Source organism: Colwellia sp. M166 (assembly GCF_024585285.1).
Taxonomy (GTDB): domain Bacteria; phylum Pseudomonadota; class Gammaproteobacteria; order Enterobacterales; family Alteromonadaceae; genus Cognaticolwellia.
The window spans coordinates 4,726,261-4,750,727 of the sequence record NZ_CP040755.1; the positions used below are offsets into that span (position 1 = coordinate 4,726,261).

Here is a 24,467-nt window from a genome sequence, read left to right on the forward strand (position 1 = left end):
TGAGGTTACTTAATAGAATTACAGTAACTCTGCAACAATGCGTTTAAGTAAGAAAGTTTCCCGCTCAATTGATAAGCCTTTTTTGTTACTATTTTTAATAACCTCTTCATTGTGCTTGATAGCTTCATGGATGTTCAGCCAAAGAGGTTGCATACCATTTTGTAATTCATGAGCTTCAAATTTTGGGGCTAGTAATTCAGCGTCAATATCGCAGGTATAACAATAAGACAGCATGTGAACAATATCGAACTCTGTTTTATACCAATTACGGTATTCTTCATAGTAACCAAACTCTTGAATGTTGGTGACGTTATGGGCGCCGGTTTCCTCACGTAATTCCCGAATTAAGCCGGTTATATTATCTTCACCTTCATCGATGCCGCCGCCAGGCAGACTATAGTCATGATAGCGTGCGGTAAAAAGTAATAGAATCTCATCACCTTTCATGACAATAGCGCGTGTTGCTTTACGGGTAAAACGGTTGTTAATATTAGGATGAAGATCGATAACTTGAGTAGATTTTAATAAGCGCATAGGAAATTTTATTGTTAAATGTTTGTTGTTTATGGGGATAGCGAATAGTTAAATCAATAGTAAACTCGATGTTGCATCAATCAAATCAGACAAAAATAGTGACAGGTTTATTTTAATTACTATTTTTCATATTTACCTCTGGTTCAACTTTTGTTTTGGTTTCGTTTTCCTTCTGTTTTCTATTGCTAACTTTCGTTATGAAATTTAAGTTGCAGCTTTTCATGTAAAATGAAAGTTAATGTGTAATAATACCGTTGTGTAACGTGAATAGGAGAGCATGATGTCTCACGAAGAAACTGTAAAAGCAATTGAATCTAGTGATATTGCTATGGATATGGCAAAAACAATTGAGCAGCAATTAACGGATGCTTATGATGAAATTGCCGACTTAAAAATGCAAATTGCTTGGTTAGAGCGCTCTTACGAATAAAACCATAATGATTATTTAAAAAGGCCGATATAAAATTTATATCGGCCTTTTTTCTTGCGATAGTGTGAAGAATATTATACTAGGCTAGTTAACATCTCTTCTGAATAAGCCGTGGTTTCCTGACCTTGGCGAATTTTTTCAACGTAATCTGGATTGGCAATAAAAGGGCGTCCTATGGCAATTAAATCAAAACGTTCATCTGCAATTGCTTTACTAGCAGTTTCAGCAGTGTAACTCCCTACACCAACCAAGGTCTTGTTATAGTTTGCTCTCACATAGCTAGAAGCTTTACCATCTAAGTAATCGAACTCCATCGCATCATCGAATATACCTATGTGTAAGAAGGCTAAAGATCTTTTTTCGAGTTCTGGTAGTAAATAATCGAATACCGTGCGATCTTTTGCGTCTGTCGGCATATTAAAGTAGGCCGCTGGCGATACTCTTAATGCGGTTCTTTCATTTCCGATACGTGCAATAATTGCATCAACAACGGCTAGCGGGAAGCGTGACATGTTTTCTGCGCTAATCCCGTATTCATCTTTACGTTGATTGCTACCATAATGTAAAAATTGATCGATAAGGTAGCCATTAGCACCATGAATTTCTACCCCATCAAAGCCAGCTGCAATAGCATTTTCTGCAGCTTGTGCATAGTCATTAACTAGACCGTCGATATCTGCTTGTGTCACTGCTTTTGGCACTTGATAAGTTAGTTCACGCATTCTAGGTACACTGCCTTCAACTGCGATTGCTGATGGCGCAAGCACATCGCCTTGAGCAAAGAAGTGTGGATGTGCTACACGACCTGTATGCCAAAGCTGGGCAAATATTTTGCCACCATTTTGGTGTACTTGACTGGTAACTTGCTGCCAACCTTTAATTTGCGCTGGGCTGAATAACCCCGGAGTGTTTGGATAGCCTTGACCATCAGGGCGAATAATAACTGCCTCAGAAATAATCAAACCCGCGTCAGCTCTGCGCGCATAATATTGCGCCATCGCTTCAGTTGGTACTAAATTTTCATCTGCCATACAACGTGTTAATGGCGCCATTAATATACGATTGTTTAGCGTAATTGTGTCGTTAAGGGCATAAGGTTGGAATAGGTTCTCAGTCATGACAATATCTCTTTCTTGAATATTCATTCAAGATACCCTTATTTGAATGCGCGTTCAAGTATTATTTTGAACAAACATTCAAATAAGGGTACACTGCCATCATTGATACAGTAGTGTAAGGCGATTGAACCATGAGAAATGCTGAATTTGACAAAGAAGCCGTGCTTAGAGCCGCTATGATTGCTTTTATGGACAAAGGCTATGCAAAAACCAGTATGCAAGATTTAAAAGCGGCTACGGGCTTGCATCCAGGCTCTATATATTGTGCTTTTGAAAACAAACGGGGCTTGTTATTAGCAGCACTAGGTCAGTATCGTGCCGATCGAGCAACTGAATTTGAATATTTTTTTGCTGGCCAAGGTACAGTATTGATAGCATTGAAAAAATACCTTGATCATATTGTGCAAGAATGTCTGAGCTGTGAGGCAGCACAAGCGTGTTTATTAACTAAAGCGTTAAATGAATTAGCAGAGCAAGATGATGAAGTTCAGGGTATTTTGATTGAAAATTTAGCTGATTGGCAATCGTCAGTCGCAGAGGTATTTAGACAAGCGATTACGGCTGGTGAATTAACGGGAAAACGTTCGGCAGAAAAATTATCCCGATTTTTTATCATGGGGATTTATGGATTACGCACCTATGCGCAAACTCATCCTGAAGCAGAAATAATGCATGAGTTGGCAGAGCAACTTTTTAGTGATTTGTGTCAGTAAGCTATTGTAGATACTCGATATCGACAACAACTTTTAAAGCTGTTGGCGACAATGAGCGTTTGTGAATGCTAAGCTAAGTTTGCTGATTTGTTGCGAATTAACGTGGTAAAAATAAGCAAATTGGCAATAAACCATAAATCTTTAATCAGGAAGTGCCCGGTAGTTGTCAGCAATGTTTCGCTTGATAATGCCCCTGAGAAACTTAAGAAAAAGGTTTGCGTTACTGCGAACACTGCACCTGACATGAGCACAGCAGGTATTAATAATTTTTGCTGAAAAATGGCTAATATTACTAGTGATAGCGCTAGCATATCGTATACACCGATAAGGTTTGATGTGGTTTGAATGTCCCAAAAACTATACATCCATGCCATTAAAGGCGAACTACTCACTAAACCTTCAATGCCTTTCGCTTCAAGTAAGGTAAACTTCATACCACCTATCCACAGCAATACCAATACCACAGGAAAAGCATTTAACCAAATGGCTTTATGACTTTTCAAGTAAGGTTTAGTCAGAAAGATGCCGATCGAGAGTAAGGCAAAATATTTAATTACCCCTTGACCTGAGCCAATAGCTGGAAATCCGCCTAAAGATTCAATCCACATACTGCTACCTAAAAGTGGTAATAATGCAATGATGCTTATGCCAATAATGAGAGCGCCAAGTTTTGCTCTTAATTCAATATGCTTGATTGCTAGTACTGAGAGTGCTGCTGCCGCTATAAAAGCTAAACCAGCGAGTTGATTGAATACAACATCTGGTAGCAAGTTGCTGATAGCGAAAAAGTCAGTTGCTAAAGCAATTTGACGGTGATGACCCATTAATAAAATACTGCAGCCTAATAATCCTAGCGATATTGCGAGTAAAGTTAACAGGGCTGTAAAGTGTAATTTTTTCATTTAAATATCTTTTCTATGTAAAGTAAATTGCGAATTTGAATAATGCGAGCTTGCTATAACTTAGCGAAAGACCTCGTTAGTGTTGAAAATATTTCAATCATGAAAAATACTTAGAAACTTTGTTTCTGTGCTTGTTACAAATTTAACCGGTTGTCTTAATGGCCTATGAGTAAAAATGCTAATTTAATCAAAGTAGCCAGTTGTTCTTGATCATAAGTTAAAAAAAATAAGCTCGATATTAAATTAAATTTATTGAAAATAGTTTGGCTCAATGCAATGATGAAATTCATATTTAATTTTGCTTGGAAAATAAAATTGCACGCAATGCATGGTGAGTTCGATATTGAAGTTAATGGCAGCATTATTAAATTGGTCTTACGCGGCGCTTTTAATGATATAGGCGCAAAAGCAGTCGTGGTTGAATTGAAAAATTGCGTGCTGGCTTATGAACAAGCGCCATTTACGATTATGATGAATTTGCTGGCGTTTGATGGTGGTACCCCTGAAGTATTTGCAGAGTCAGATAACTTTAATGCTTGGCTCAATAATACCAATATGGTTGCCAAGGCCTTAATATTTACTTCTCCGGCGCTTATTGCTATCGAGCGGACATTGGTAAAATCAAAAGCTCAACAAAATATTCAGTATTTTGACAATGAAGCTGATGCACAGCTATGGTTAAATGAATACATTGATGAAGTTCACAATAAATTAGCTTAAATAGCGCTTAATTGTTAAGAACTGTACAGTAATAGCATCGACAGTTTTTATAAAAACACAAAACGAAAACTCATAATTGTTTGTATTTTTTTTGATTTTTATCGGTACGTTTATTTGTTGTTAACAAGGTAAATTTACTGCTTAGCTCAATAGGTCTATTAAGTACGAAATTTAGTGTGGTTGAAGCCAGCGAGTAATTAACTTAAACTATTACTTCGTTTTTAAGAGAGCTATAGCTGTGTTTAATCGCATATTAATCATAATGTTGTTATTATTGTTTGCTAGTCAAACGATTGCTGCTGCCTTTGATGCTCATAGTCTTCATCAAAAAACGAATTCTAAGCAAATATTATCCCACCGTAGTTTGGATGCTTCACATAAATCCCATCCTGAAGGCACATTAAATACGGCTTATAATCAAACGAGTGTTGATAATGATGGACAAGAAAAGTTTGATTGTCATCATTGCTGCCATTGCCACGCACTATCAGGTGTTTATATTGCCTGTAGCGAAGCATCAAGTCAGTTATACAAAGGCAACGACAATGTCATCGCTGGTAAAACTGCGTTATTTTCATTTTTAATATCACCCGAACATCGCCCCCCAATAGTTTAACTTACCGTTAATTTATACCTATTGTAAATCAAGATATTAGTTTGTCTCGATATGATTTGTATGTGCGTTTTTCCGCGCTATGAATCGCTACGTTGACTACCATGTTAATTAACCTCAGCTCGGGATAAGAATTAATTAAATTGAACTAAGTGCCCGTTCCACGATCCGATCTTTCGACCAAGAAAAAACAGAAAGATAATAAGGAACGGGCATGAATAAACTAGTTGAAATATTCTGTGATGTCGATGATTTTTGTCGCGTATTTATCCCACAATGGGAGAAACAATTAATTGCTGATGGAAGTATCAAGCGAAATCGTCCATGCCGTATGGCTATGAGTGAGATAATCACTATATTAATTGCTTTTCATACATCAAATCATCGCGACTTTAAAAATTATTATAAAGGTTATATTGCTAAGTTTTATCGTTCACATTTCCCTAGCTTATTGAGCTACACTCGATTTTTAGAAGTGATGCCTAAAGCGGTCGTTCCACTTTCTAGCTACTTTTCAATACTTAAAGGTGAGTCTACAGGTATTGAGTTTATTGACTCTACAAGCATAAAAGTATGCCATAACTTAAGAATTCCTAGACATAAAACATTTGACGGTATAGCCGAACGGGGCAAAGGAACAATGGGTTGGTTTTATGGGTTCAAACTACATTTAGTCACTAACTTTAGAGGTGAAATAGTTGAGGCTAAATTAACTACTGGCAATGTTCACGACACAAAGCCCGTATTAGCCTTAGCTAAAAACTTAAAAGGGAAGTTATATGCAGATAAAGGCTATATAAGCAAAAAAATTAACAGTTGGTTTGAAGGAAAAAGGAGTTGATTTGATAACAACCGTGCGCCGTAATATGAAAGCCAAAGCTATGTCGTTATGGGATAGAGCAATGTTATCTAGACGGTTTATTATTGAAACGATAAATGATCAATTGAAGAATATATCTCAAATAGAGCATTCGCGTCATCGTAGCCCTAATAGTTTTATGTTGAATTTACTGGCAGGTTTAGTGGCTTATTGCCTTAAAGAAAATAAGCCAACCCTTAATATTAGTGACGTAGAGAAGAATGCTATGGTTAGGGCTTAACCCGATCTGAGGTTAATTAACCTGCGAGAAAGTATGGTTATAAATTTAACCGCTGCCGACAAAGAACAAACTGAGTTGCTCGATTTACGATCTTAAAAAATAAAATTAAGAGTATTAAAATGAGTAAGTTTAATATCAGCAGCCTCGCTATGGCTGTAATTTTTAGCGGTTCTTCAAATGTAACTTTTGCAGAGCAAGCTTCTGCTTTACCTAGTATTTCAATGAATAGAAACATATTAGCGCAAGGTCAGCATTGGCGTAAAACGTTAATAGCACAGATATCACAACACCCAACGTTAGTGGCTCAACGACAGATAATGGCAAGTAAATATTCACAAGCCAACGGGCTTAGACAAGCACTTTATAATCCTGAATTAGCCAGTAGTGTCGAAAAAGAGGGTGACTTTACCAATTATAGTCTTGCGATTAATCAAACATTTGATTGGTGGGATAAGGCTAACGTTCGGGCTAAAACTGCTGACTTTCAAGTAAAGTCAGCATTGCAGTCTTATCGGGCTAAATGGCAATCAATCATAGCTGAAACGTTAAAGGCACTTGTGCAATACGCGAGTTCTGCAAAACGTAGTGAGCTGGCTTTAGCACAAGAGCAAGGTATATATATATTGATTGCACAAGTAAAAGAGCGCCAAGCTGTAGGTGACTTGGGACCGCTTGATAGCCAGTTAGCTTTATATTCACTTGGGCAGAAGTACAGTGATACCGCTAAATTGGTCGCAGAATTTGAGCAGATAAAAATAATGGCGCAGCAGTTTATACCGAGCTTAAATGACCAAGAAATAAGTATTCCTGATCAGTTTTGGCAAAGTTTACCTACTGTATTCCCCTTAGATAGTGTTCAAAGACATCCCTTAGTTTTAGCACAACATGCTCGCAGGCAAATTGCCAAACAAAATGCTCGATTAGTTAATTTAGATACTAAAGCTGAGCCTACTTTTGGTGTTAGTGCGGGTAAATCTGCAGGTGAAAGTACGGTGGGTTTAAATGTTTCTATTCCTTTAAATATTCGTAACGATTATAGCAATGAGGCAAGAGCTGCAAGTCAATCGGCGCTCGCGATAGAGTCAGAGCTTAAAGCATTGCTGCAGGCGAAAAAATATCAGCTTAAAGCTTCAATCAGCACGGTGCGTGAGTACAAAAAAAGGTTTGAAAGCTGGCAGCAGCTGATGGCTGATGAACAAACTTCGTCAGATATGCTTATCGCAAAGTTATGGCGTAGTGGTGAAATTAATACCAACGACTACTTAATGTCAATACAACAAATATCGGATGGAAAGTTAGCCGGTATTGATATGCAAGAGGCTTATCAATTGGCCCTTATCGATGCGCTGACACAATCAGGGCAACTTATTGACTTTATCTCGCCTCCAGCAAAAAATTTTAGGACTCAATGAACATGAAAAGACGTATTGAAAATATAACCAAGATTAACACCTTAGATGTTGAGCAGTTGACATTAAAAATCAGCTTTGAAACTGTTTTAATCATTACCTTAAGTGCGAGTATCTTATTAAGTACAGTGCTGAGTGCATCCGCTGCTGCATTTGAAAGCGCAGTAGCTGAGTCTTATGTTGGCCATAAACATGATGAAAGTAAGGCAATCAAGAAAACATCATCAATATCAGCACAGCAAAAAAATAACCAAGTTATTGGCGCAGAGCATCAAATAGATACCTTAGATAGTAAACATAACAATGAGGCAGATGAAGAGTCACATCAACATAGTGCAGAAAACTCTGCGCAAAATGTTATACCCGTTAATGGTAGCGGTAGTGAAGCTCATGAGCAAGGGAGCAGTTTTAGCCCTGAAAAAATGGCAATTGCCGGTATTAGCGTTAGCGCAATTTCTGCTCAGGTATTTACTGAAAATGTTTATGCGCCAGGCGAAATTAAAGCCAATGGATATAAAAGTTATATCGTTTCACCACGTACTGAATCAGTGGTTATTTCTCGCCATGCCACCTTAGGGCAGCATGTTGAAAAAGGCGATGCCTTGGTGACTTTATTTAGTGAGTCTGTTGCTGAAGCGCAAGCGACTTATCGTGTTGCTTATAATGACTGGCAACGAAATAAGAAATTGGGTAAAGCAACCGTCAGTGAAAGCCGTTTATTGAGCTCTCAAACTGATTACATTTCAGCTTATAGTCGTTTGAAAGCCTTTGGCTTGACTGAAAATGCTATTGCACAAGTGATAAAAGATACCGCTGCAAGCACTGATTTAGGTGAGCTGGGTCAATACACCTTAATTGCACAGCGCGCAGGTGCGGTACTTAGTGATGATTTCTCTCAAGGTCAACGTGTTTCTGCAGGTGATGCCATTATGGTGTTAGCCGATGAGAGTGAGTTATGGGTTGAAGCACGTGTATCGCCAAACAAACAGCTGAATTTACCTAAAGGCACACAAGCGATTGTTGATATGGCAGAGCAATCATTTGTTGCAACGGTTATTCAAGAAGCCCACACCATAGATCCTAAAACACGCACGCGTATCGTACGTTTATCGGTAAAAAATATCGATGACCGTTTGCATCCCGGTATGTTTGTTAATGTCAGTTTTAGTTTTAAAACCGTTGAAAAAGTTATCGCGGTACCTGAATCTGCATTGATGCGCTCAAGTGATGGTGATTGGACCGTCTTTGTTGAAGATCATCCTGGCGAGTTCACTGCTGTTGAAGTCGAGCTAGGTCGTTCGTTAGGGCGTTATCGTGAAATTACAGGAATTGCTCCCCAAACGCGTATTGTTACAAGCGGAGCGTTTTTTGTCGCTTCAGAAATAGCAAAAGCTGGGTTTGACCCTCATGGCCACTAAACATTTATCAATAGCGAATAAAAAAGGAGCAGAATATTATGTTTAATAAAATGATCGACTTTTCGGTCAATAATCGCTTGTTGGTGATGTTGATGTTAATAGCGACCTTGATAGCTTCGGTGTTTATCATTCCGCAACTAAATCTGGATGCTTTTCCTGATGTTACTAACGTGCAGGTAGCCGTGAATACTGAAGCACCAGGTTTAGCAGCCGAAGAAGTCGAGCAACTTATTACCTATCCCATTGAAGCGGTAATGTACGCTATGCCGGATGTTGAACAAGTGCGTTCAATTTCAAAAACGGGTTTGTCTGGCGTTACGGTTGTTTTTAAAGAGGGCACAGATATTTACTTTGCCCGACAATTAGTTTTTGAGCGCTTACAGGCAGCTAAAGAATTGATCCCCATAGGGGTCGGGACACCAGAAATGGGGCCAAATACTTCGGGTTTAGGACAAGTATTTCAATATCTACTTATTGCCGATAAAGATGCTGGCTATGATGCTATGGCGCTGCGTAGTCTAAATGACTGGATAGTGAAACTATTAGTGATGCCTGTTGATGGTGTGACCGATGTTTTGTCTTTTGGCGGTAATGTTCGCCAATATCAAGTCAATGTTGAGCCCAGTAAGTTACTTTCTTATGAGCTTACGCAAGACGATATTGTGCGCGCATTAGACAATAATAATAGTAATGTTGGCGGCTGGTATATGAATCGAGGCCAAGAACAATTAGTGATTCGTGGCACGGGTTGGTTCAGTGGTGGTGAAGCAGGTCTGAGGGATATTCAGCAAGTTCCAGTGAAAACAGTTGCTGGTACGGTTATTACTGTCGCTGATGTTGCAACTGTTGAATTAGGTAGTGAAATTCGCCAAGGCGCGGTAACCATGACTCGACGTACAGAAAACGGCGAAAGTGAAAGTTTAGGGGAAGTGGTCTCAGGCATTGTACTTAAACGTATGGGGGCGAATACCAAGGCGACTATTGACGGTATTAACGCGCGCTTACCTCTTATTGAGCAAGCGTTACCTAAAGGCGTGCGCTTTGAGCCTTTTTATGACCAATCAGACTTAATTGTTAAAGCGGTTAGTACCGTGGTTGACTCACTTATTCTTGCATTTATCTTTATTGCTATTGTTTTAGCATTATTTTTAATGAATTTACGTGCAACATTCTTAGTGTTAATTTCAATTCCAATTTCAATCGCTATTACTTTAATGATCATGTCATATTTAGGTTTATCAGCTAATTTGATGTCACTTGGTGGTATTGCCGTTGCTATTGGTATGTTGGTGGATGGCTCGGTGGTGATGGTTGAAAATATGTTTAAGCATCTGAATAGACCTGATGATTCACATCTAGCTGATGCAATAGCGCGTAATGAAAGTACTGAAGGCTCAAATGCTCGCTCGTTTGCGCTGGGTGAATGTAAAACTAGCGACCCTCATGATGTTGCACATGACCGTCATGGTATGCCATTGCGGTTAAAGCAGGCAGGTAAAGAGGTTGCGCGACCGATATTTTTTGCTGCATCGATTATTTTGGTGGTCTTTATGCCGTTATTCAGCTTTGAAGGGGTTGAAGCTAAATTATTTCAACCTATGGCGATTAGTATTATTTTAGCGGTTATATCGGCCATTTTTGTTGCTTTAATTATTGTACCTGCAATGGCGACTTACCTGTTCAAAAATGGTATTCAGGAACGTCAGAGTATAATTTTACGCCCGCTAGAGCGTTGGTATCGCAAAAGCTTAGCTGTAGCGATGCAACATACTACAGTGGTGATAGTGTCATCTATGGTATTACTGCTCAGTGCTATTGCTTTAGTACCACAAATTGGCACCGAGTTTGTGCCAGAGCTAGAAGAAGGCACCATTAACTTAAGGGCAACACTAGCGCCGTCGTCTAGTTTAGAGACGGCCTTAAAAGTAGCACCAATTTTAGAAAAGAAACTAATGAAATTTCCTGAAGTTGACTATACGTTAAGTCGTATGGGGCGTGCCGAAATCGGTGGTGATCCAGAGCCAGTTAATAATATTGAAATTTATATTGGCTTAAAGCCGGTTAGTGAATGGACCAGCGCCAAAGATCGTTATGAATTACAGCGTTTGATGGAAATTGAATTAGAACAATTTCCGGGCTTGTTACTGAACTTCTCACAACCTATTGCTACCCGAGTTGATGAGCTGCTTTCAGGCGTTAAAGCACAGTTAGCGATTAAACTCTTTGGTGCTGATTTAGCTGTTCTTGCCGCAAAAGGTCAAGAAATAGCGGCGGTAATGAAAACGGTTGACGGAGCTCGTGATGTCGCTATGGAGCAAATTATTGGCGAGGCGCAGTTGGTGATTAAACCGAATAGGCAGCAATTGTCTCGGTTTGGATTTTCTGTTAGCGACGTTATGTCAGTGGTTAAAAATGGTATTGGTGGCACCACAGCAGGACAAGTCATTAATGGCAATGAACGTTATGATATTTATGTGCGTTTGCAAGAAAAAAGCCGAAATAGTCGTGATGCTATTGCGGAGTTACGCTTGCAGTCACCTACGGGGGCTTGGGTACGTTTAGGCGATATTGCTAATATTTCTCTAGAATCAGGGCCACCGCAAGTACGTCGTGATGATGTTCAACGTCGTGTGGTCATTCAAGCTAATGTACAAGGCCGAGATATGGGCAGTGTGGTTGCTGACATCCGCGCTGTTATTGAGGAGAATGTTGCATTACCTGCAGGTTACTCGGTGGCTATTGGCGGTCAATTTGAAAATCAGCAGCGAGCCCAAGCGCGTTTAGCGATTGTTTTACCTGTGTCATTAGGGTTAATTGCATTATTATTATATTTTGCCTTTGGCTCGACAGGCCAAGCCATGTTAATCCTGGTTAATGTGCCCTTAGCGATTATCGGTGGTGTATTTTCGTTATACATTTCAGGTCAGTATTTGTCAGTGCCTAGCTCTGTTGGTTTTATTACCTTATTTGGTGTTGCGGTGTTAAATGGCGTGGTGATGGTGGAGAGTATTAATCAGCGAATTCGAGATGGTTTGGCAACACCAATCGCTGTTTTTGAAGGTGCCACTTCACGCCTGCGTCCGGTATTAATGACGGCTATAACCTCTGCGTTGGGCTTAATTCCTATGCTAATGTCAAATGGGGTCGGTGCTGAAATTCAACGACCATTAGCTAGCGTTATTGTTGGCGGTTTAGTGACAGCAACCTTGCTGACTTTATTTGTTTTACCTGTGCTTTTTAGTTGGTTTTCAAAAACAAAAATAGCCAGTTTACAACGCTAGACTTTACCGATTAAAGATAAAGAATTATTGTTATAACATGAGCTTGTTAAGCTGGGTTCATGTTATGACTTTATTTTTAATATAAGCGTTAGTATCATTTAAGAGGTCAGTATGTCTCATTCTCACCGCCATTCTTATGGTCATTCTCATACTGCTAACGGTAAACTGACATTAGCGGTTTTTATTAATGTTTTATTGACGATTGTACAAATAGTGGGCGGCGTGCTTTCGGGGAGTTTATCGTTAATTGCTGATGCTTTGCATAATTTAAGTGATGCAGGCGCGATTGTTATTGCCATATTCGCTCGAAAAATTTCAGCAAAAAATGCTGATGAAAATATGACCTTTGGTTATCAAAGAGCAGAAATTATCGGGACATTAATTAACAGCATTACGCTTATTATTGTCGGCCTTTATCTTATTTATGAAGCCATAAGCAAATACTTTAGTCCGACTGAAATTAATGGCTGGTTAGTGATTTATATTGCAGGGATTGCATTGGTGATTGATATTGTGACAGCCGTATTAACCTACATGTCTGGTGCTAAAGATAGTATGAATTTACGGGCTGCTTTTATTCATAATGTTTCTGATGCCTTAGCGTCTGTTGCGGTCATTGTTGCCGGTATCTTGATTATACTTTATCAATGGTATGTTGTTGATATTGTTGCCACCATTTTAATTTCTATTTACGTGCTTTATCATGGCGGCTTACTTGCGCTTGAAAGTATTAAAATATTGATGCAAGCCGTGCCAGAAGCATGTGATATCAATGAGATTAAAGCTGATATTGAATTAAATTTATTTATCAGTAATGCGTATGATATTCATGTTTGGCAACTCGATGAACATAAATTTTTTTTAGAGTGTAAGCTGGAGCTTACCGCTGATACTGAGCAAGTTAATTTAGCCGAAATTAAGGGCATGTTAGAAAAAAAATATGCCATTAAACATTCGACCATTGAAGTGAGCCCGCAAGGAACTAGTATCGAAGCTAGCTGTTATTAAATTGCTTTCTCTTCGCTTATTAGCAGTAACTATTAACTATGTTAAATACGCTAGAGCCATAGAGAAGAAAACATACGGAATGAGAATTAACTATGATGAGTTTTGAAGAGATTGTTGCGAGCATCAATAATATTTTGTGGGGTGAAGGGCAACTGCTTATTTATGTCTTGCTGTTTGCCGGATTTTGGTTTTCTTACCAGTTAAAATTGGTGCAAATTTTTAACTTCCGTCATATGTTTTCTGTGATGAAAAACAGCGGAAAAGCAAATGATGACGAAACAGAAAATTCAGGAATAAGTTCTCTACAAGCGTTATTTATTGGCTTGTCAGCTCGCGTAGGGACCGGCAATTTAGCCGGTGTTGCGGTAGCAATATCACTTGGGGGGAGTGGTGCAATTTTTTGGATGTGGATGATCGCTTTACTCGGCATGGCGACAGGCTTTGCTGAAAGTATTTTAGGTCAGCTTTATAAAGTTAGTGATGACCAGAAAGAATACCGAGGTGGCCCCGCCTATTATATTCAACAAGGCCTTAACCAACGTTGGTTGGCTATTCTATTTTCACTCTGTTTATTCTTAGGTTATGGTTTTAGCTTTAGTGCGATGCAAGCCAATACCATTGCTGATTCGTTAAATCATGCTTTTAATATTCCAAGTATCTATTCCGGTGCGGTGATCACCCTGCTTGCTGGCGCCATTGTACTGGGTGGATTAAAGCGTATAGCACGCTTTGCTGAGCTAATTGTCCCTTTTATGGGGCTTGCCTTTATTTTAGTCGCCGTGACTATCACGCTGATGAATATATCGGCAGTACCCGCGATGTTATATGACATTATAAGCTCTGCTTTTGGCTTGCAAGAGGCTGGGGCTGGTATGTTAGGCGCTGCTATCAAAAATGGTATTCAACGCGGCTTATATTCTAACGAAGCTGGGGCCGGTAGTGTACCGCATGCTGCTGCTAGTGCTAGGCCAGTACCTAATCATCCCGTCACCCAAGGTTATGTGCAGATGTTAGGGGTATTCTTAGATACTATGGTGCTCTGTACTTGTACTGCGGTTATTATTTTGCTTGCTGATATCAATATTAGTGGCGAAATGGAAGGTATTCGTTTAACGCAAAATGCTATTACTCATCACTTAGGTGAAAATGGTGTTTATTTCGTTTCTGCGGCGATCAGTTTATTTGCTTTTACTTCGGTTGTTGCAAATTATGCTTATGCCGAAAGTAACTTGCACTTTTTTAAGCTTGATAACAAGATTGGTCGTAGCTTGTATACCGTCATGTATTTGGCCATGGTGTTTTGGGGAGCGAGCGCGAGTTTGAAACAAGTATGGAGTATGGCCGATGTTGCCTTAGGGCTTATGACTTTAGTTAATGTTGTCGCCATTGTTCAACTTACACCGACCATTGTTGCATTAACCCGTGACTATAATGCTAAGCGTAAAATTGAAAATGTCAGTGCCGCTAGTATGGAGTTTAAAAGCACGGATATTATTTTTCAAGGTAAAGTAGAACCGGGAATTTGGCATAAATAATACCCATTTTACTAAGTTTGTTCCCACTCAGTGAAATTTAAAGGTTTAGCGGCACAGGTTCACAGTTCCAGACTGGACCTAAGTACCTACGTCCCATGTAGGCAAGGCATTGATTGAAGATAATGGTTATTCTCGACAACTGCTCCTGCGTTGTTCTAATGACTCACATCCCTGTGAGAGCCTTATCGAAATCAATAACACGGCCTGTAAGTCTTTTAAAATCAACGCTGGTAAGCGCTGAGTGGAAAGAAACTTAATAAACTTGGTATAACATTATATAGTCATACTGAGGTGGCTTAGATATATTAAAGCTAGTGCTAACATTCGCTTTCTAATATCATGTCTTGCTAGGCATTTATTAATATTATAGCTTGCTATACAAGTTAGACTCTACGCTCTATAACGAACTTTAACCTGAGTACATTAGACTAATGAATGATTGCTAGTTTTAAATAATTTTCTATAATAATGATTTACCTTTGTTTTAAGAAAATAGTTGATTTATATCAAAAATCAAACCATAAGTAAGTGATAGAGTTACTTTTAACTTATCGTTAAATTTATTCTTTCACCTACCTTTGACTTTCGCTTTTGTGTAACTTACTCCTAAAACTTTAAATTACTCTTATTAAAAGGATAAGTTGTGACGTTTTCTGATATTTCTTTCAAAAACAAAATATTTCTCTTGCTGGCATTGCCACTTCTTGGCTTTATATGGTTAAGTACTTTAACCATCAAACAACACTATACTGCTAATCATGAGATGGAAAGCTTGGCTCAGTTGACTCGACTTTCCATCACTTATAGTGAACTTGTTCACGAATTACAAAAAGAGCGAGGAGCCACCGCTGGATATTTAGGCTCGAAAGGGCAAAGCTTCAGCAATGAACTCAATAAGCAACGTATCGCAAGCGATGTTAAAAAAACTAAGCGTAATGCTTTTTTAGCGATTAACAGCTTTGAACATGAGCTCATTATTGCATTAAATAAAGATATAGCGACAGAGCTAGCAAAACTTGATGCTATACGAACAAGAGTGAGTCGCTTAGATATAGATAGCGCAAAAGCGATTAGCTATTACACCAATCTTAATAGCAAGTTGTTGTCTGTTTCAACGCTGATTGCTGAACTCAGTACTGATGCTAATCTTACCAAGCAAACCATGGCATATTATAACTTTTTGCAAGGTAAGGAGCGTGCCGGCATTGAACGGGCGGTGATGAGTAATACTTTTGCTTTAGATGAATTTAAAACCGGTATATTTGTGCGGTTTATCTCCTTAGTCACTGAGCAAAATACTTATATGGCTAACTTCCTAGCGTCGACTAACGCTGAAAATATTCGCTATTATCAAGAAAAAATGTCTCATCCGGCCGCCAAGGAAGTGATAAAATTACGTAAGATAGCAGAGAATAGCAAGGCTGACTTTTCTGTTGATGCCGTCTATTGGTTTCAACAGGCAACACTGAGAATAGGGCAGTTGAAAGATGTTGAAGATAGAGTGGCTAATAATTTACTGACCTTAGCGGAAACTGCTCATACTAGAGCATTTAATGCCCTACTTTTTGATGTGATTACTACCGTCATTGTCTTATTTTTAGTGCTAATAATCACCATAGCCTCAATTAAAGATTTAACCTCGCGAGTAAATGAATTGACCCATGTATTGGGCATGGTACGTAATGAAAATGATCTATCAGTGCGAACAAAGCTACAAGGGAAGAGCGAGCTAGGACAAATATCTATTGCACTAAATCTCACCCTAGAGCAGTTTTCAAATACCATTAATGAAATTTCGAATGCTAGTTTAACTTTATCGGCCGCTGCCGAAGAAACCTCCACCACATGTGAATATAATGCTCAGACATTAATGGAACAGCAACAAGGAATAGGCGTTATAGCGGCTGCGGTCGAGCAACTGTCTGCAACAGTGAAAGAGGTTGCCAATAATACGCAAGTTACAGCAGATTCGACAAAAGAGGCTGATAGCCAAGCAAAAAGTGGTCTTGATGTGGTAAAAATATCTTATGACTCCATTGAAGTATTGTCTGCAGAAATTGACAGTTTAGCGCAAAAGATTAATAGCTTACATGCCAGTAGCAGCGATATAACTAAAGTGGTTGACGTTATTAAGTCGGTTGCAGAGCAAACAAATCTATTAGCGCTTAATGCTGCTATTGAAGCTGCAAGAGCAGGAGAGCAAGGCCGAGGCTTTGCTGTTGTTGCTGATGAAGTTCGAACCTTGGCTCAACGAACCCAAGAATCTACTTCGGAAATAGAAGCATTTATTGGCTCCTTACAGGCAGATGCTAGCGCTGCCCACCAAGTGATAGAAAATAGCCAACAAAAAGCTATTATAGCGGTTGAGAATTCAAAAAATGTTGAAAGTACCTTGCAAGAGATAACGGCAGCGATTGGTCATATTTTTTCCATGACAGAGCAAGTTGCTACTGCAATTGAAGAACAATCAGTGGTAACTCAAGATGTAGCACAGAACATTGTTGATATCGAACAAAAATCAACTGAGACAGCTGCTGGGGCTGCGCAGATAGCTGCAACAGCGAAAGAACAAGCTTACCTAGCAACCTCAATGCAGGATTTAGCAAGCCGGTTTCGTGTATAAATATGATGCTACGGATCAGTAATAAAAATAAACTCATTGTTAGCTTTGTTGCCTTGTTACTCGTTGGGCTATTAGCTTCAACAACGGTGGCTTATTTCCATGTAAAAAACCGCTTAGAAGTTGCGATTCAACAAGAAATACAGCTAAAAGCAAATTTAGTCGCGGTTAAGTTAAATTATTTAACGCAAAAGACGATAGAGCAAGTCAATCACTTTGCTTTACATCTTGACTTGTCAGATGTTGAACTTGAACAACATCCGGGCTTTGAATACTTTTTGAAACGCCACCCTAATCATAATGGCTTAGAATATTTAGGCTATGTCATGGATTCAGACGGTTACTATGGCATAGCCAACTGGCAAGTGCCTGTTGGCTATGACCCCAGAAATCGTCCTTGGTATATTGAAGGTAAAAAAGCTAAAACAGCCCGGTTTGGTAAACCTTACATCAGTGTTGATAATGATAAGCAACCACTGCTAGCTGTAACATCACCAATAACACAACACGGCAAGTTTGTCGGTTTAGCCACCGCTCATCTTAAGTTCGATTATGTCTTAGCAGTACTAAGTGATATTGATCTGGGCATGGCCGGTAAGGCATTTTTAGTTGATCAGGACGGTAACGTTGATTTACCGAAAATACAAAATGTTGACTTAATTTGGCAGGATGAAGTCAAAAGTATTATTAAGCAGGGTATTACCACAGGATTAAGAACAGCAACAAGCTCTTCAGAGCAGCTTTTCTATATAACAAATTCAATTGACCATATCGCTAGCCGTATTGTTTTTGCCGTACCTAAAGCCGCAATATCACAAAAAATTTACCAAGATACGCTGACGTTACTGATAAAGTTCTTGTTGATTTATATTGTGGTGATGTTTGCCTTGTATTTATCCAATCGGCATTTACTCGCTCCGCTTTTTAACTATCTTGAACTCGATAGTGTTACGCGTTTACCCAGTAAAAAGCACTTTAAACAACAAATTACTCAAGACTTTCTGCCATTTAATATTCCAGGTCGCTTGTTAATTATTAATATGGAAAACTTTAATCGTATTACTGCGGCATATCCGGCAACAACAGTTAATTTACTACAAAATAAAATAAAAGAGCGCATTCAATTGCAGTTAACCGAACGCTCCTTGCTTGGCAACTTTTCAGAGAGTCGTTATATCGCTTATTATCAGTTGAGCGAAGATGATAATAAGCAATTGCTAACGGCACTGACCTCAGCACTGTCTAAATTATACGAGGTGGCTGGAGGTGAAATTTATTGTAACTTTAGGATCGGTGTTTGTGACTTTCCTGAACACGGTAATGATATTGAAACTTTGATTGATAATGCGTTCTCAGCATTGTCCAGTATTAGTCGACAACAAAACAATACTTTTGCCGTTTTTACCCCCCAAATTAATCAGCAATTTAGTGATGTGCAGAAAATTCATAATGCCATGACAAAAGCGCTACATGCTGAAGAATTCACCATGGTTTATCAGCCCCAAATAAACCGTTTATCTGGAGAACTTTTTGCGGTTGAAGCTTTAGTTCGTTGGCACTCTAAAGCGCTGAATAGAACGGTTTCTCCGGTCGAGTTTATTCCTATTGCTGAATCTAATGGATTGATGGTGTCTTTAGGTGAAAATATTATTCGACAAGTGTTTAACCAAGTTGCGCAATGGAATAAACAGGGGCTAAATATTGCTAAAGTGAGTATCAATATTTCACCGCAACAGCTATTAGTTCATCGTTTTTATGATAATTTAATGCGCTGTATAAATGAATTTCAGGTTTTACCTAGTCAAATTGAGTTGGAAATCACTGAAACTTCATTATTACAAGACCCTAATGCCAGTATCGAGATCTTAAATAAACTGAGTCAGTGTGGATTTTCAATTGCCATTGATGATTTTGGTACCGGTTATTCATCATTAGAATATTTAAATACCATGCCGTTACACAAGTTAAAGATAGATCGTAGCTTTGTTATTGATCTGGATAAGAAAACGAAAAGTGCGGTGTTAGTTAAAACCATTATTGCCATGGCAAATAATCTCGGCCTCGAAGTGCTAGCTGAAGGCGTTGAAAATGAAGCTGAAGCTAATACCTTGCAAGCATTAGGTTGTGATAAAATTCAAGGTTATCTATATTCAAAACCTTTAAACGCAATAGATTTAGCTGCTTATATTGCCGTAAGACAAAATACTTAGGCTAGTGCGCTTAAAGGTAAAATGATGCTAGGCAATGCTAAATAACCTCAGATCGGGTTAAGCCCTAACCATAGCATTCTTCTCTACGTCACTAATATTAAGGGTTGGCTTATTTTCTTTAAGGCAATAAGCCACTAAACCTGCCAGTAAATTCAACATAAAACTATTAGGGCTACGATGACGCGAATGCTCTATTTGAGATATATTCTTCAATTGATCATTTATCGTTTCAATAATAAACCGTCTAGATAACATTGCTCTATCCCATAACGACATAGCTTTGGCTTTCATATTACGGCGCACGGTTGTTATCAAATCAACTCCTTTTTCCTTCAAACCAACTGTTAATTTTTTGCTTATATAGCCTTTATCTGCATATAACTTCCCTTTTAAGTTTTTAGCTAAGGCTAATACGGGCTTTGTGTCGTGAACATTGCCAGTAGTTAATTTAGCCTCAACTATTTCACCTCTAAAGTTAGTGACTAAATGTAGTTTGAACCCATAAAACCAACCCATTGTTCCTTTGCCCCGTTCGGCTATACCGTCAAATGTTTTATGTCTAGGAATTCTTAAGTTATGGCATACTTTTATGCTTGTAGAGTCAATAAACTCAATACCTGTAGACTCACCTTTAAGTATTGAAAAGTAGCTAGAAAGTGGAACGACCGCTTTAGGCATCACTTCTAAAAATCGAGTGTAGCTCAATAAGCTAGGGAAATGTGAACGATAAAACTTAGTAATATAACCTTTATAATAATTTTTAAAGTCGCGATGATTTGATGTATGAAAAGCAATTAATATAGTGATTATCTCACTCATAGCCATACGGCATGGACGATTTCGCTTGATACTTCCATCAGCAATTAATTGTTTCTCCCATTGTGGGATAAATACGCGACAAAAATCATCGACATCACAGAATATTTCAACTAGTTTATTCATGCCCGTTCCTTATTATCTTTCTGTTTTTTCTTGGTCGAAAGATCGGATCGTGGAACGGGCACTTAGTTCAATTTAATTAATTCTTATCCCGAGCTGAGGTTAAATAGTCTTTCTTAATAAAATAATCCACTCGATAAGTTTTATTAAACAAATATTCTGTAATATAAAATATTAAAAATTACGATTTAGTGCTTTCAAGTAAGCGACGTTTTTCTATTGCCATTGGCGTAATTTCATTATGCAATTTCTTTTCTAAGCCAAGGGCAAAATATACTTCAGCCATCAGAAATAGCGGCCCGATAACCAAGCCCATAATGTCATCTAAAAATGCCGGTTTAGCTTTTTCGTAAATATGGCCAATAAATTGAATTATCCAGCCAATAATAAAGGTAGCTATGGCCAGCCAGAAGGCATATTCCATTGTCGACACTAAGCTAGCAAGGTAAATGTTAACGAGCACATAAATCAGCATGCCAAAGCCTAATTTCGCGTGTAAGGTAAAATAATAAACTACGCTGATGCTAAGTAGCACCATCGCAGGGGTAAAAGTTAGTACATTATCATCGATTGCAATGGTGATACTCTGTAAGCTCAGTAATAAGGTAATAGCCCATACGATAAGTGGTATGCCAATAAAATGAGTTTTAATATTATGTTTATTAAAATGCACACTTTTGTAGTTTGCGAGTTGTACTTCGACTGTTTTCATGACAGTGCCTTATTGTTATTTTGTTAAATATAATGGCAAGTAATGGTTAATATGTAAAGAGAGCTGACCAGTGTTAAATCGGCTTAAGGTGCTGTGTGATCTTGATTAGCAACGTTGAGTTGGCCAGCTGATTAACTTTATCGTATTGCAGTTATACGATCTTACTCATACAATAACGGCATTAGTTATTGAAAAAGTTAATATTATGTCTTCAGATAAATTAGGCTCTAGCCTTAATTATAAACGCCAAGAGCAAGGTTACCGTGATCGCGCATTAAAATTATATCCATGGGTATGTGGTCGCTGTGCGCGTGCGTTTGAATATTCCAATATTAAAGAGTTAACAGTGCATCATATGGACCATGATCATACGAACAATCCTAATGATGGTAGTAACTGGGAATTACTTTGCATCTATTGTCACGATAATGAACATGCCAAATATACCGAACATGCAAATTATCAAACAGAAGTTAAAGCTGGCGATAGTAATCAAGATACCGCAACATATAATCCATTTGCAGATTTAAAGTCATTATTGAAAAAGTAATGCTATAGGCTAACCCGATAAAAGGAATTGACAGTGGCAGGTTCGAGTTTATTAACATTAATTGATGACATAGCAACGGTACTCGATGATGTAGCTATTTTATCGAAAGTTGCAGCTAAAAAAACTGCTGGTGTGCTCGGTGATGATTTAGCGTTAAATGCCGAACAAGTCTCGGGTGTTAAAGCTGATAGAGAGTTGCCTGTTGTTTGGGCGGTTGCTAAAGGTTCTTTTTTAAATAAATTGATCTTAGTGCCTTCTGCTTTACTGATCAGTGCATTTATGCCGCCTTTGATCACGGTTTTATTAGTTATTGGTGGTTTATTTCTTTGTTTCGAAGGCTTTGAAAAGGTTTTTCATAAGTTTGTCCATAGCCAACAAGCATTGGCACAAGAACATCAAGCGGTGATTGAGGCAGTTAATAAAGAAAATGTCGATATTATTGCGCTTGAAAAAGAAAAAATTAAAGGCGCTATTCGTACTGACTTTATTCTTTCTGCAGAGATTGTTGTTATTGCACTTGGTTCGGTTAAAGAAGCGGCTTTTGAAACGCAAGTGATGGTTATTTCGGCTTTAGCTATTGCGATTACGGTCGGGGTTTACGGACTTGTGGCAGCGATCGTTAAGTTGGACGACCTAGGTCTATATTTACTGAGAAAGTCTGTGTCAGGTGGTTTTAATGCGCTGCAAAGGTCTATTGGACGTGGCCTATTGATTTTTGCGCCATTTTTAATGAAGCTATTGACTATTGTTGGCACTATCGCGATGTTTTTGGTTTATATTTCAATAGAAAATGTAAAAATAACATGTAAAAGTTTGCTTTTTACAATAAAATCAAAGGGTATGTGTCAAAATTCTAGCATTCCTAATTTACATAGTGGTTTTGTTTTGGTTTAAAAAGGAATTTTTTGATGGCTGGTTCAAGTTTACTTACATTAATAGATGATATTGCAACTGTGCTTGATGATATTGCTATATTGTCAAAAGTTGCAGCGAAGAAAACTGCTGGGGTTTTAGGTGATGACCTTGCATTAAATGCAGAACAAGTTTCTGGAGTTAAAGCTGAACGTGAGTTACCTGTAGTTTGGGCGGTAACAAAAGGTTCTTTTTTAAATAAGCTAATACTTGTTCCTGCTGCTTTAGCAATTAGCGCAGTCGCACCTTGGTTAATCAATTACTTGCTTATACTTGGTGGACTCTTTTTGGTTTATGAGGGAGTTGAAAAGGTACTTCATAAATTTTTGCATTCTAGTGAAGAGCTAAAATTAGAGCATGATAAAAAAGTATCAGATCTATTGGATAAAGATATAGACCTAGTTGAAGTTGAAAAAGACAAGATTAAAGGAGCTATTAGAACCGATTTTGTCCTGTCTGCCGAGATAATAGTAATTATCTTAGGAACAGTGCAGGCTTCACCTATTGAGACTCAAATTATGGTATTGTCGTTAATGGCAATTCTATTTACAGTTTTGGTTTATGGGGTTGTGGCGCTGATAGTTAAACTTGATGATATGGGACTTTATCTTTTAAGAAAGTCAGTCAGTGGTCGGTACAATACTATTCAAAGAACCGTTGGTAGATTTTTACTAAGGTTTTCTCCGATTCTAATGAAAAGTCTTTCTGTGATAGGTACTGCTGCTGTATTTTTAGTTGGTGGTGGCATATTGGTACATGCAATTCCTTTTTTACACCATTTTGTTGAGCATGCAGTAGAAGGGGTAAATATCCTACCTTCAATAAACTCTATATTATCTACATTTTCGGCAGCATTGCTTAACTCTATTATTGGCTTTATAGCAGGTTTAATGGTTTTGTTTATTCTCAAGATGTTTAAAAAAACTAAAGATATTTTTGTTAATTAGAGTTTTCTGTTTTTAAGTATCCAAGTAAAGTTTTATTCGATTAAATATTGAATTTAAACAATTTTGTCAGTTATCATATCAATATAGGCTTTCAGAGAGGCCAGTTCCCACTTATATCGCGGACGAAATGGATTTACTCTGGAGTTTTAAAACAGTTCGCCTGGCGAATATTACCCAATAAGAATTTACATGACGGAGAGTGCGTGGACTCAATGTTATTGTATTTTTATATTGGTGAAAAAATGTCACTGAAAAATGACGAATTAGTTCTAAATATTAAAAGACAAGCAAAACGGTTTTCAAAAATCCAATCTATTTCCCTTGGGCAAGCCCAAGAACTTCTCTCTATCATTGTTTATGACTGTGATGGTTGGGGACATTTATTAACTTCTCTAAAATCAAAGAAATTTGATAATGAATTTTTAGTCCTTTCGGCTCTTCATCCTAAAGCCGATATTTTCCTTTTTAAACTACTCAATAAAAATATAGCTAGTATTATTGCTCGCTTTAATGCGAGGTTTCCTAACTTTGAAGGAAATGAAGAAATAATCATAAATTTATTCGGAATTGAACTACATGATTTTGAACGAAAAATAAAATAATTTCTTTTAAATTATACATATACGTATAATTCGCTCTATTTACACCTTAGCAATGTTCGATTATATTAGCAAAAAAGGCGGTACGGACTGCCTATACCTACACACGTCAAATTTAGCTTTTGGGCGTGAACGATGAAGCCGCGCATCCGTAAAGTTTACTTTTATTCATAGATCAAAGTTGGCGTTGTAGGTCA

At 38.1% G+C, this 24,467-nt stretch carries 20 protein-coding genes and 1 pseudogene; 16 read left to right on the forward strand and 5 right to left on the reverse strand.

Annotated elements, in window-relative coordinates; translation table 11 throughout:
- Positions 1–18: 18 nt before the first annotated feature.
- Positions 19–534, reverse strand: a complete 516-nt coding sequence (locus FGD67_RS21215) for an NUDIX hydrolase (protein ID WP_257173001.1) — start codon at positions 532–534, stop codon at positions 19–21.
- 277 nt (positions 535–811) lie between these two features.
- Here FGD67_RS21215 and FGD67_RS21220 point away from each other — a divergent pair, with 277 nt between their 5' ends.
- Positions 812–964, forward strand: a complete 153-nt coding sequence (locus tag FGD67_RS21220; protein ID WP_257173002.1) for a hypothetical protein — start codon at positions 812–814, stop codon at positions 962–964.
- Between the two features lie 74 nt (positions 965–1,038).
- Here the strand turns inward: FGD67_RS21220 and FGD67_RS21225 are convergent, their stop codons facing one another.
- Positions 1,039–2,082: an alkene reductase gene (locus tag FGD67_RS21225; RefSeq protein ID WP_373567892.1), complete on the reverse strand. Its 1,044-nt coding sequence runs from the start codon at positions 2,080–2,082 to the stop codon at positions 1,039–1,041.
- 131 nt (positions 2,083–2,213) lie between these two features.
- Between FGD67_RS21225 and FGD67_RS21230 the strand changes: the two genes are divergently transcribed.
- Positions 2,214–2,795: a TetR/AcrR family transcriptional regulator gene (locus tag FGD67_RS21230; RefSeq protein ID WP_257173004.1), complete on the forward strand. Its 582-nt coding sequence runs from the start codon at positions 2,214–2,216 to the stop codon at positions 2,793–2,795.
- Between the two features lie 68 nt (positions 2,796–2,863).
- Here the strand turns inward: FGD67_RS21230 and FGD67_RS21235 are convergent, their stop codons facing one another.
- Positions 2,864–3,697 (reverse strand): YkgB family protein, encoded by an 834-nt coding sequence (locus tag FGD67_RS21235; RefSeq protein ID WP_257173005.1) that lies wholly within the window; start codon positions 3,695–3,697, stop codon positions 2,864–2,866.
- Positions 3,698–3,973: 276 nt separating this feature from the next.
- Here FGD67_RS21235 and FGD67_RS21240 point away from each other — a divergent pair, with 276 nt between their 5' ends.
- The 10 genes and pseudogenes from FGD67_RS21240 to FGD67_RS21285 all read left to right on the forward strand — a co-directional run bounded on the left by FGD67_RS21240 (position 3,974) and on the right by FGD67_RS21285 (position 19,611).
- A complete protein-coding gene (locus FGD67_RS21240) occupies positions 3,974–4,417 on the forward strand; it encodes a hypothetical protein (RefSeq protein ID WP_257173006.1) in 444 nt (147 codons plus the stop codon).
- A gap of 238 nt (positions 4,418–4,655) precedes the next feature.
- On the forward strand, positions 4,656–5,033 hold the full coding sequence (locus FGD67_RS21245) for a hypothetical protein (protein ID WP_257173007.1): 378 nt from the start codon (positions 4,656–4,658) through the stop codon (positions 5,031–5,033).
- A gap of 211 nt (positions 5,034–5,244) precedes the next feature.
- Positions 5,245–6,130: pseudogene (locus FGD67_RS21250) on the forward strand (IS982 family transposase).
- A gap of 119 nt (positions 6,131–6,249) precedes the next feature.
- Entirely contained in the window at positions 6,250–7,542 is a 1,293-nt protein-coding gene (locus FGD67_RS21255) for a TolC family protein (RefSeq protein ID WP_257173008.1), read from the forward strand.
- Between the two features lie 2 nt (positions 7,543–7,544).
- Positions 7,545–8,957 (forward strand): efflux RND transporter periplasmic adaptor subunit, encoded by a 1,413-nt coding sequence (locus tag FGD67_RS21260; protein WP_257173009.1) that lies wholly within the window; start codon positions 7,545–7,547, stop codon positions 8,955–8,957.
- Positions 8,958–8,995: 38 nt separating this feature from the next.
- Positions 8,996–12,238 (forward strand): efflux RND transporter permease subunit, encoded by a 3,243-nt coding sequence (locus FGD67_RS21265; protein ID WP_257173010.1) that lies wholly within the window; start codon positions 8,996–8,998, stop codon positions 12,236–12,238.
- Positions 12,239–12,349: 111 nt separating this feature from the next.
- Positions 12,350–13,246 carry a cation diffusion facilitator family transporter gene (locus FGD67_RS21270; protein ID WP_257173011.1) on the forward strand — a complete coding sequence of 299 codons (897 nt, stop codon included), beginning with the start codon at positions 12,350–12,352 and terminating at the stop codon, positions 13,244–13,246.
- Positions 13,247–13,341: 95 nt separating this feature from the next.
- Entirely contained in the window at positions 13,342–14,781 is a 1,440-nt protein-coding gene (locus tag FGD67_RS21275; protein WP_257175184.1) for a sodium:alanine symporter family protein, read from the forward strand.
- 643 nt (positions 14,782–15,424) lie between these two features.
- Positions 15,425–17,404, forward strand: a complete 1,980-nt coding sequence (locus tag FGD67_RS21280; RefSeq protein ID WP_257173012.1) for a methyl-accepting chemotaxis protein — start codon at positions 15,425–15,427, stop codon at positions 17,402–17,404.
- A gap of 2 nt (positions 17,405–17,406) precedes the next feature.
- Positions 17,407–19,611 carry a GGDEF domain-containing protein gene (locus tag FGD67_RS21285; RefSeq protein WP_257173013.1) on the forward strand — a complete coding sequence of 735 codons (2,205 nt, stop codon included), beginning with the start codon at positions 17,407–17,409 and terminating at the stop codon, positions 19,609–19,611.
- A 57-nt stretch (positions 19,612–19,668) separates the two neighbouring features.
- On the opposite strand, the gene FGD67_RS21290 is transcribed toward FGD67_RS21285, so the two are convergent.
- Both FGD67_RS21290 and FGD67_RS21295 read right to left on the reverse strand, forming a co-directional pair.
- On the reverse strand, positions 19,669–20,553 hold the full coding sequence (locus FGD67_RS21290; RefSeq protein ID WP_257173000.1) for an IS982 family transposase: 885 nt from the start codon (positions 20,551–20,553) through the stop codon (positions 19,669–19,671).
- 178 nt (positions 20,554–20,731) lie between these two features.
- Positions 20,732–21,262 carry a DUF962 domain-containing protein gene (locus FGD67_RS21295; RefSeq protein ID WP_257173014.1) on the reverse strand — a complete coding sequence of 177 codons (531 nt, stop codon included), beginning with the start codon at positions 21,260–21,262 and terminating at the stop codon, positions 20,732–20,734.
- Positions 21,263–21,467: 205 nt separating this feature from the next.
- Here FGD67_RS21295 and FGD67_RS21300 point away from each other — a divergent pair, with 205 nt between their 5' ends.
- From FGD67_RS21300 to FGD67_RS21315, 4 genes are all read left to right on the forward strand, one after another.
- Positions 21,468–21,812 carry a YajD family HNH nuclease gene (locus tag FGD67_RS21300; RefSeq protein ID WP_257173015.1) on the forward strand — a complete coding sequence of 115 codons (345 nt, stop codon included), beginning with the start codon at positions 21,468–21,470 and terminating at the stop codon, positions 21,810–21,812.
- Positions 21,813–21,845: 33 nt separating this feature from the next.
- Positions 21,846–22,706 (forward strand): DUF808 domain-containing protein, encoded by an 861-nt coding sequence (locus tag FGD67_RS21305; RefSeq protein WP_257173017.1) that lies wholly within the window; start codon positions 21,846–21,848, stop codon positions 22,704–22,706.
- 14 nt (positions 22,707–22,720) lie between these two features.
- A complete protein-coding gene (locus FGD67_RS21310; protein ID WP_257173018.1) occupies positions 22,721–23,671 on the forward strand; it encodes a DUF808 domain-containing protein in 951 nt (316 codons plus the stop codon).
- A 203-nt stretch (positions 23,672–23,874) separates the two neighbouring features.
- Positions 23,875–24,273: a hypothetical protein gene (locus FGD67_RS21315; protein ID WP_257173019.1), complete on the forward strand. Its 399-nt coding sequence runs from the start codon at positions 23,875–23,877 to the stop codon at positions 24,271–24,273.
- The last annotated feature ends 194 nt before the right edge of the window (positions 24,274–24,467 follow it).

Bases quoted from the DNA above. Each gene is read 5' to 3' on its own strand.
- FGD67_RS21285 (WP_257173013.1), top strand. From the start codon at position 17,407: ATGATGCTACGGATCAGTAATAAAAATAAACTCATTGTTAGCTTTGTT.
- FGD67_RS21300 (WP_257173015.1), top strand. From the start codon at position 21,468: ATGTCTTCAGATAAATTAGGCTCTAGCCTTAATTATAAACGCCAAGAG.
- FGD67_RS21295 (WP_257173014.1), bottom strand. From the start codon at position 21,262: ATGAAAACAGTCGAAGTACAACTCGCAAACTACAAAAGTGTGCATTTT.
- FGD67_RS21270 (WP_257173011.1), top strand. From the start codon at position 12,350: ATGTCTCATTCTCACCGCCATTCTTATGGTCATTCTCATACTGCTAAC.
- FGD67_RS21230 (WP_257173004.1), top strand. From the start codon at position 2,214: ATGAGAAATGCTGAATTTGACAAAGAAGCCGTGCTTAGAGCCGCTATG.
- FGD67_RS21290 (WP_257173000.1), bottom strand. From the start codon at position 20,553: ATGAATAAACTAGTTGAAATATTCTGTGATGTCGATGATTTTTGTCGC.
- FGD67_RS21265 (WP_257173010.1), top strand. From the start codon at position 8,996: ATGTTTAATAAAATGATCGACTTTTCGGTCAATAATCGCTTGTTGGTG.
- FGD67_RS21235 (WP_257173005.1), bottom strand. From the start codon at position 3,697: ATGAAAAAATTACACTTTACAGCCCTGTTAACTTTACTCGCAATATCG.
- FGD67_RS21260 (WP_257173009.1), top strand. From the start codon at position 7,545: ATGAAAAGACGTATTGAAAATATAACCAAGATTAACACCTTAGATGTT.
- FGD67_RS21275 (WP_257175184.1), top strand. From the start codon at position 13,342: ATGAGTTTTGAAGAGATTGTTGCGAGCATCAATAATATTTTGTGGGGT.
- FGD67_RS21225 (WP_373567892.1), bottom strand. From the start codon at position 2,082: ATGACTGAGAACCTATTCCAACCTTATGCCCTTAACGACACAATTACG.
- FGD67_RS21310 (WP_257173018.1), top strand. From the start codon at position 22,721: ATGGCTGGTTCAAGTTTACTTACATTAATAGATGATATTGCAACTGTG.
- FGD67_RS21240 (WP_257173006.1), top strand. From the start codon at position 3,974: ATGATGAAATTCATATTTAATTTTGCTTGGAAAATAAAATTGCACGCA.
- FGD67_RS21220 (WP_257173002.1), top strand. From the start codon at position 812: ATGATGTCTCACGAAGAAACTGTAAAAGCAATTGAATCTAGTGATATT.
- FGD67_RS21215 (WP_257173001.1), bottom strand. From the start codon at position 534: ATGCGCTTATTAAAATCTACTCAAGTTATCGATCTTCATCCTAATATT.
- FGD67_RS21255 (WP_257173008.1), top strand. From the start codon at position 6,250: ATGAGTAAGTTTAATATCAGCAGCCTCGCTATGGCTGTAATTTTTAGC.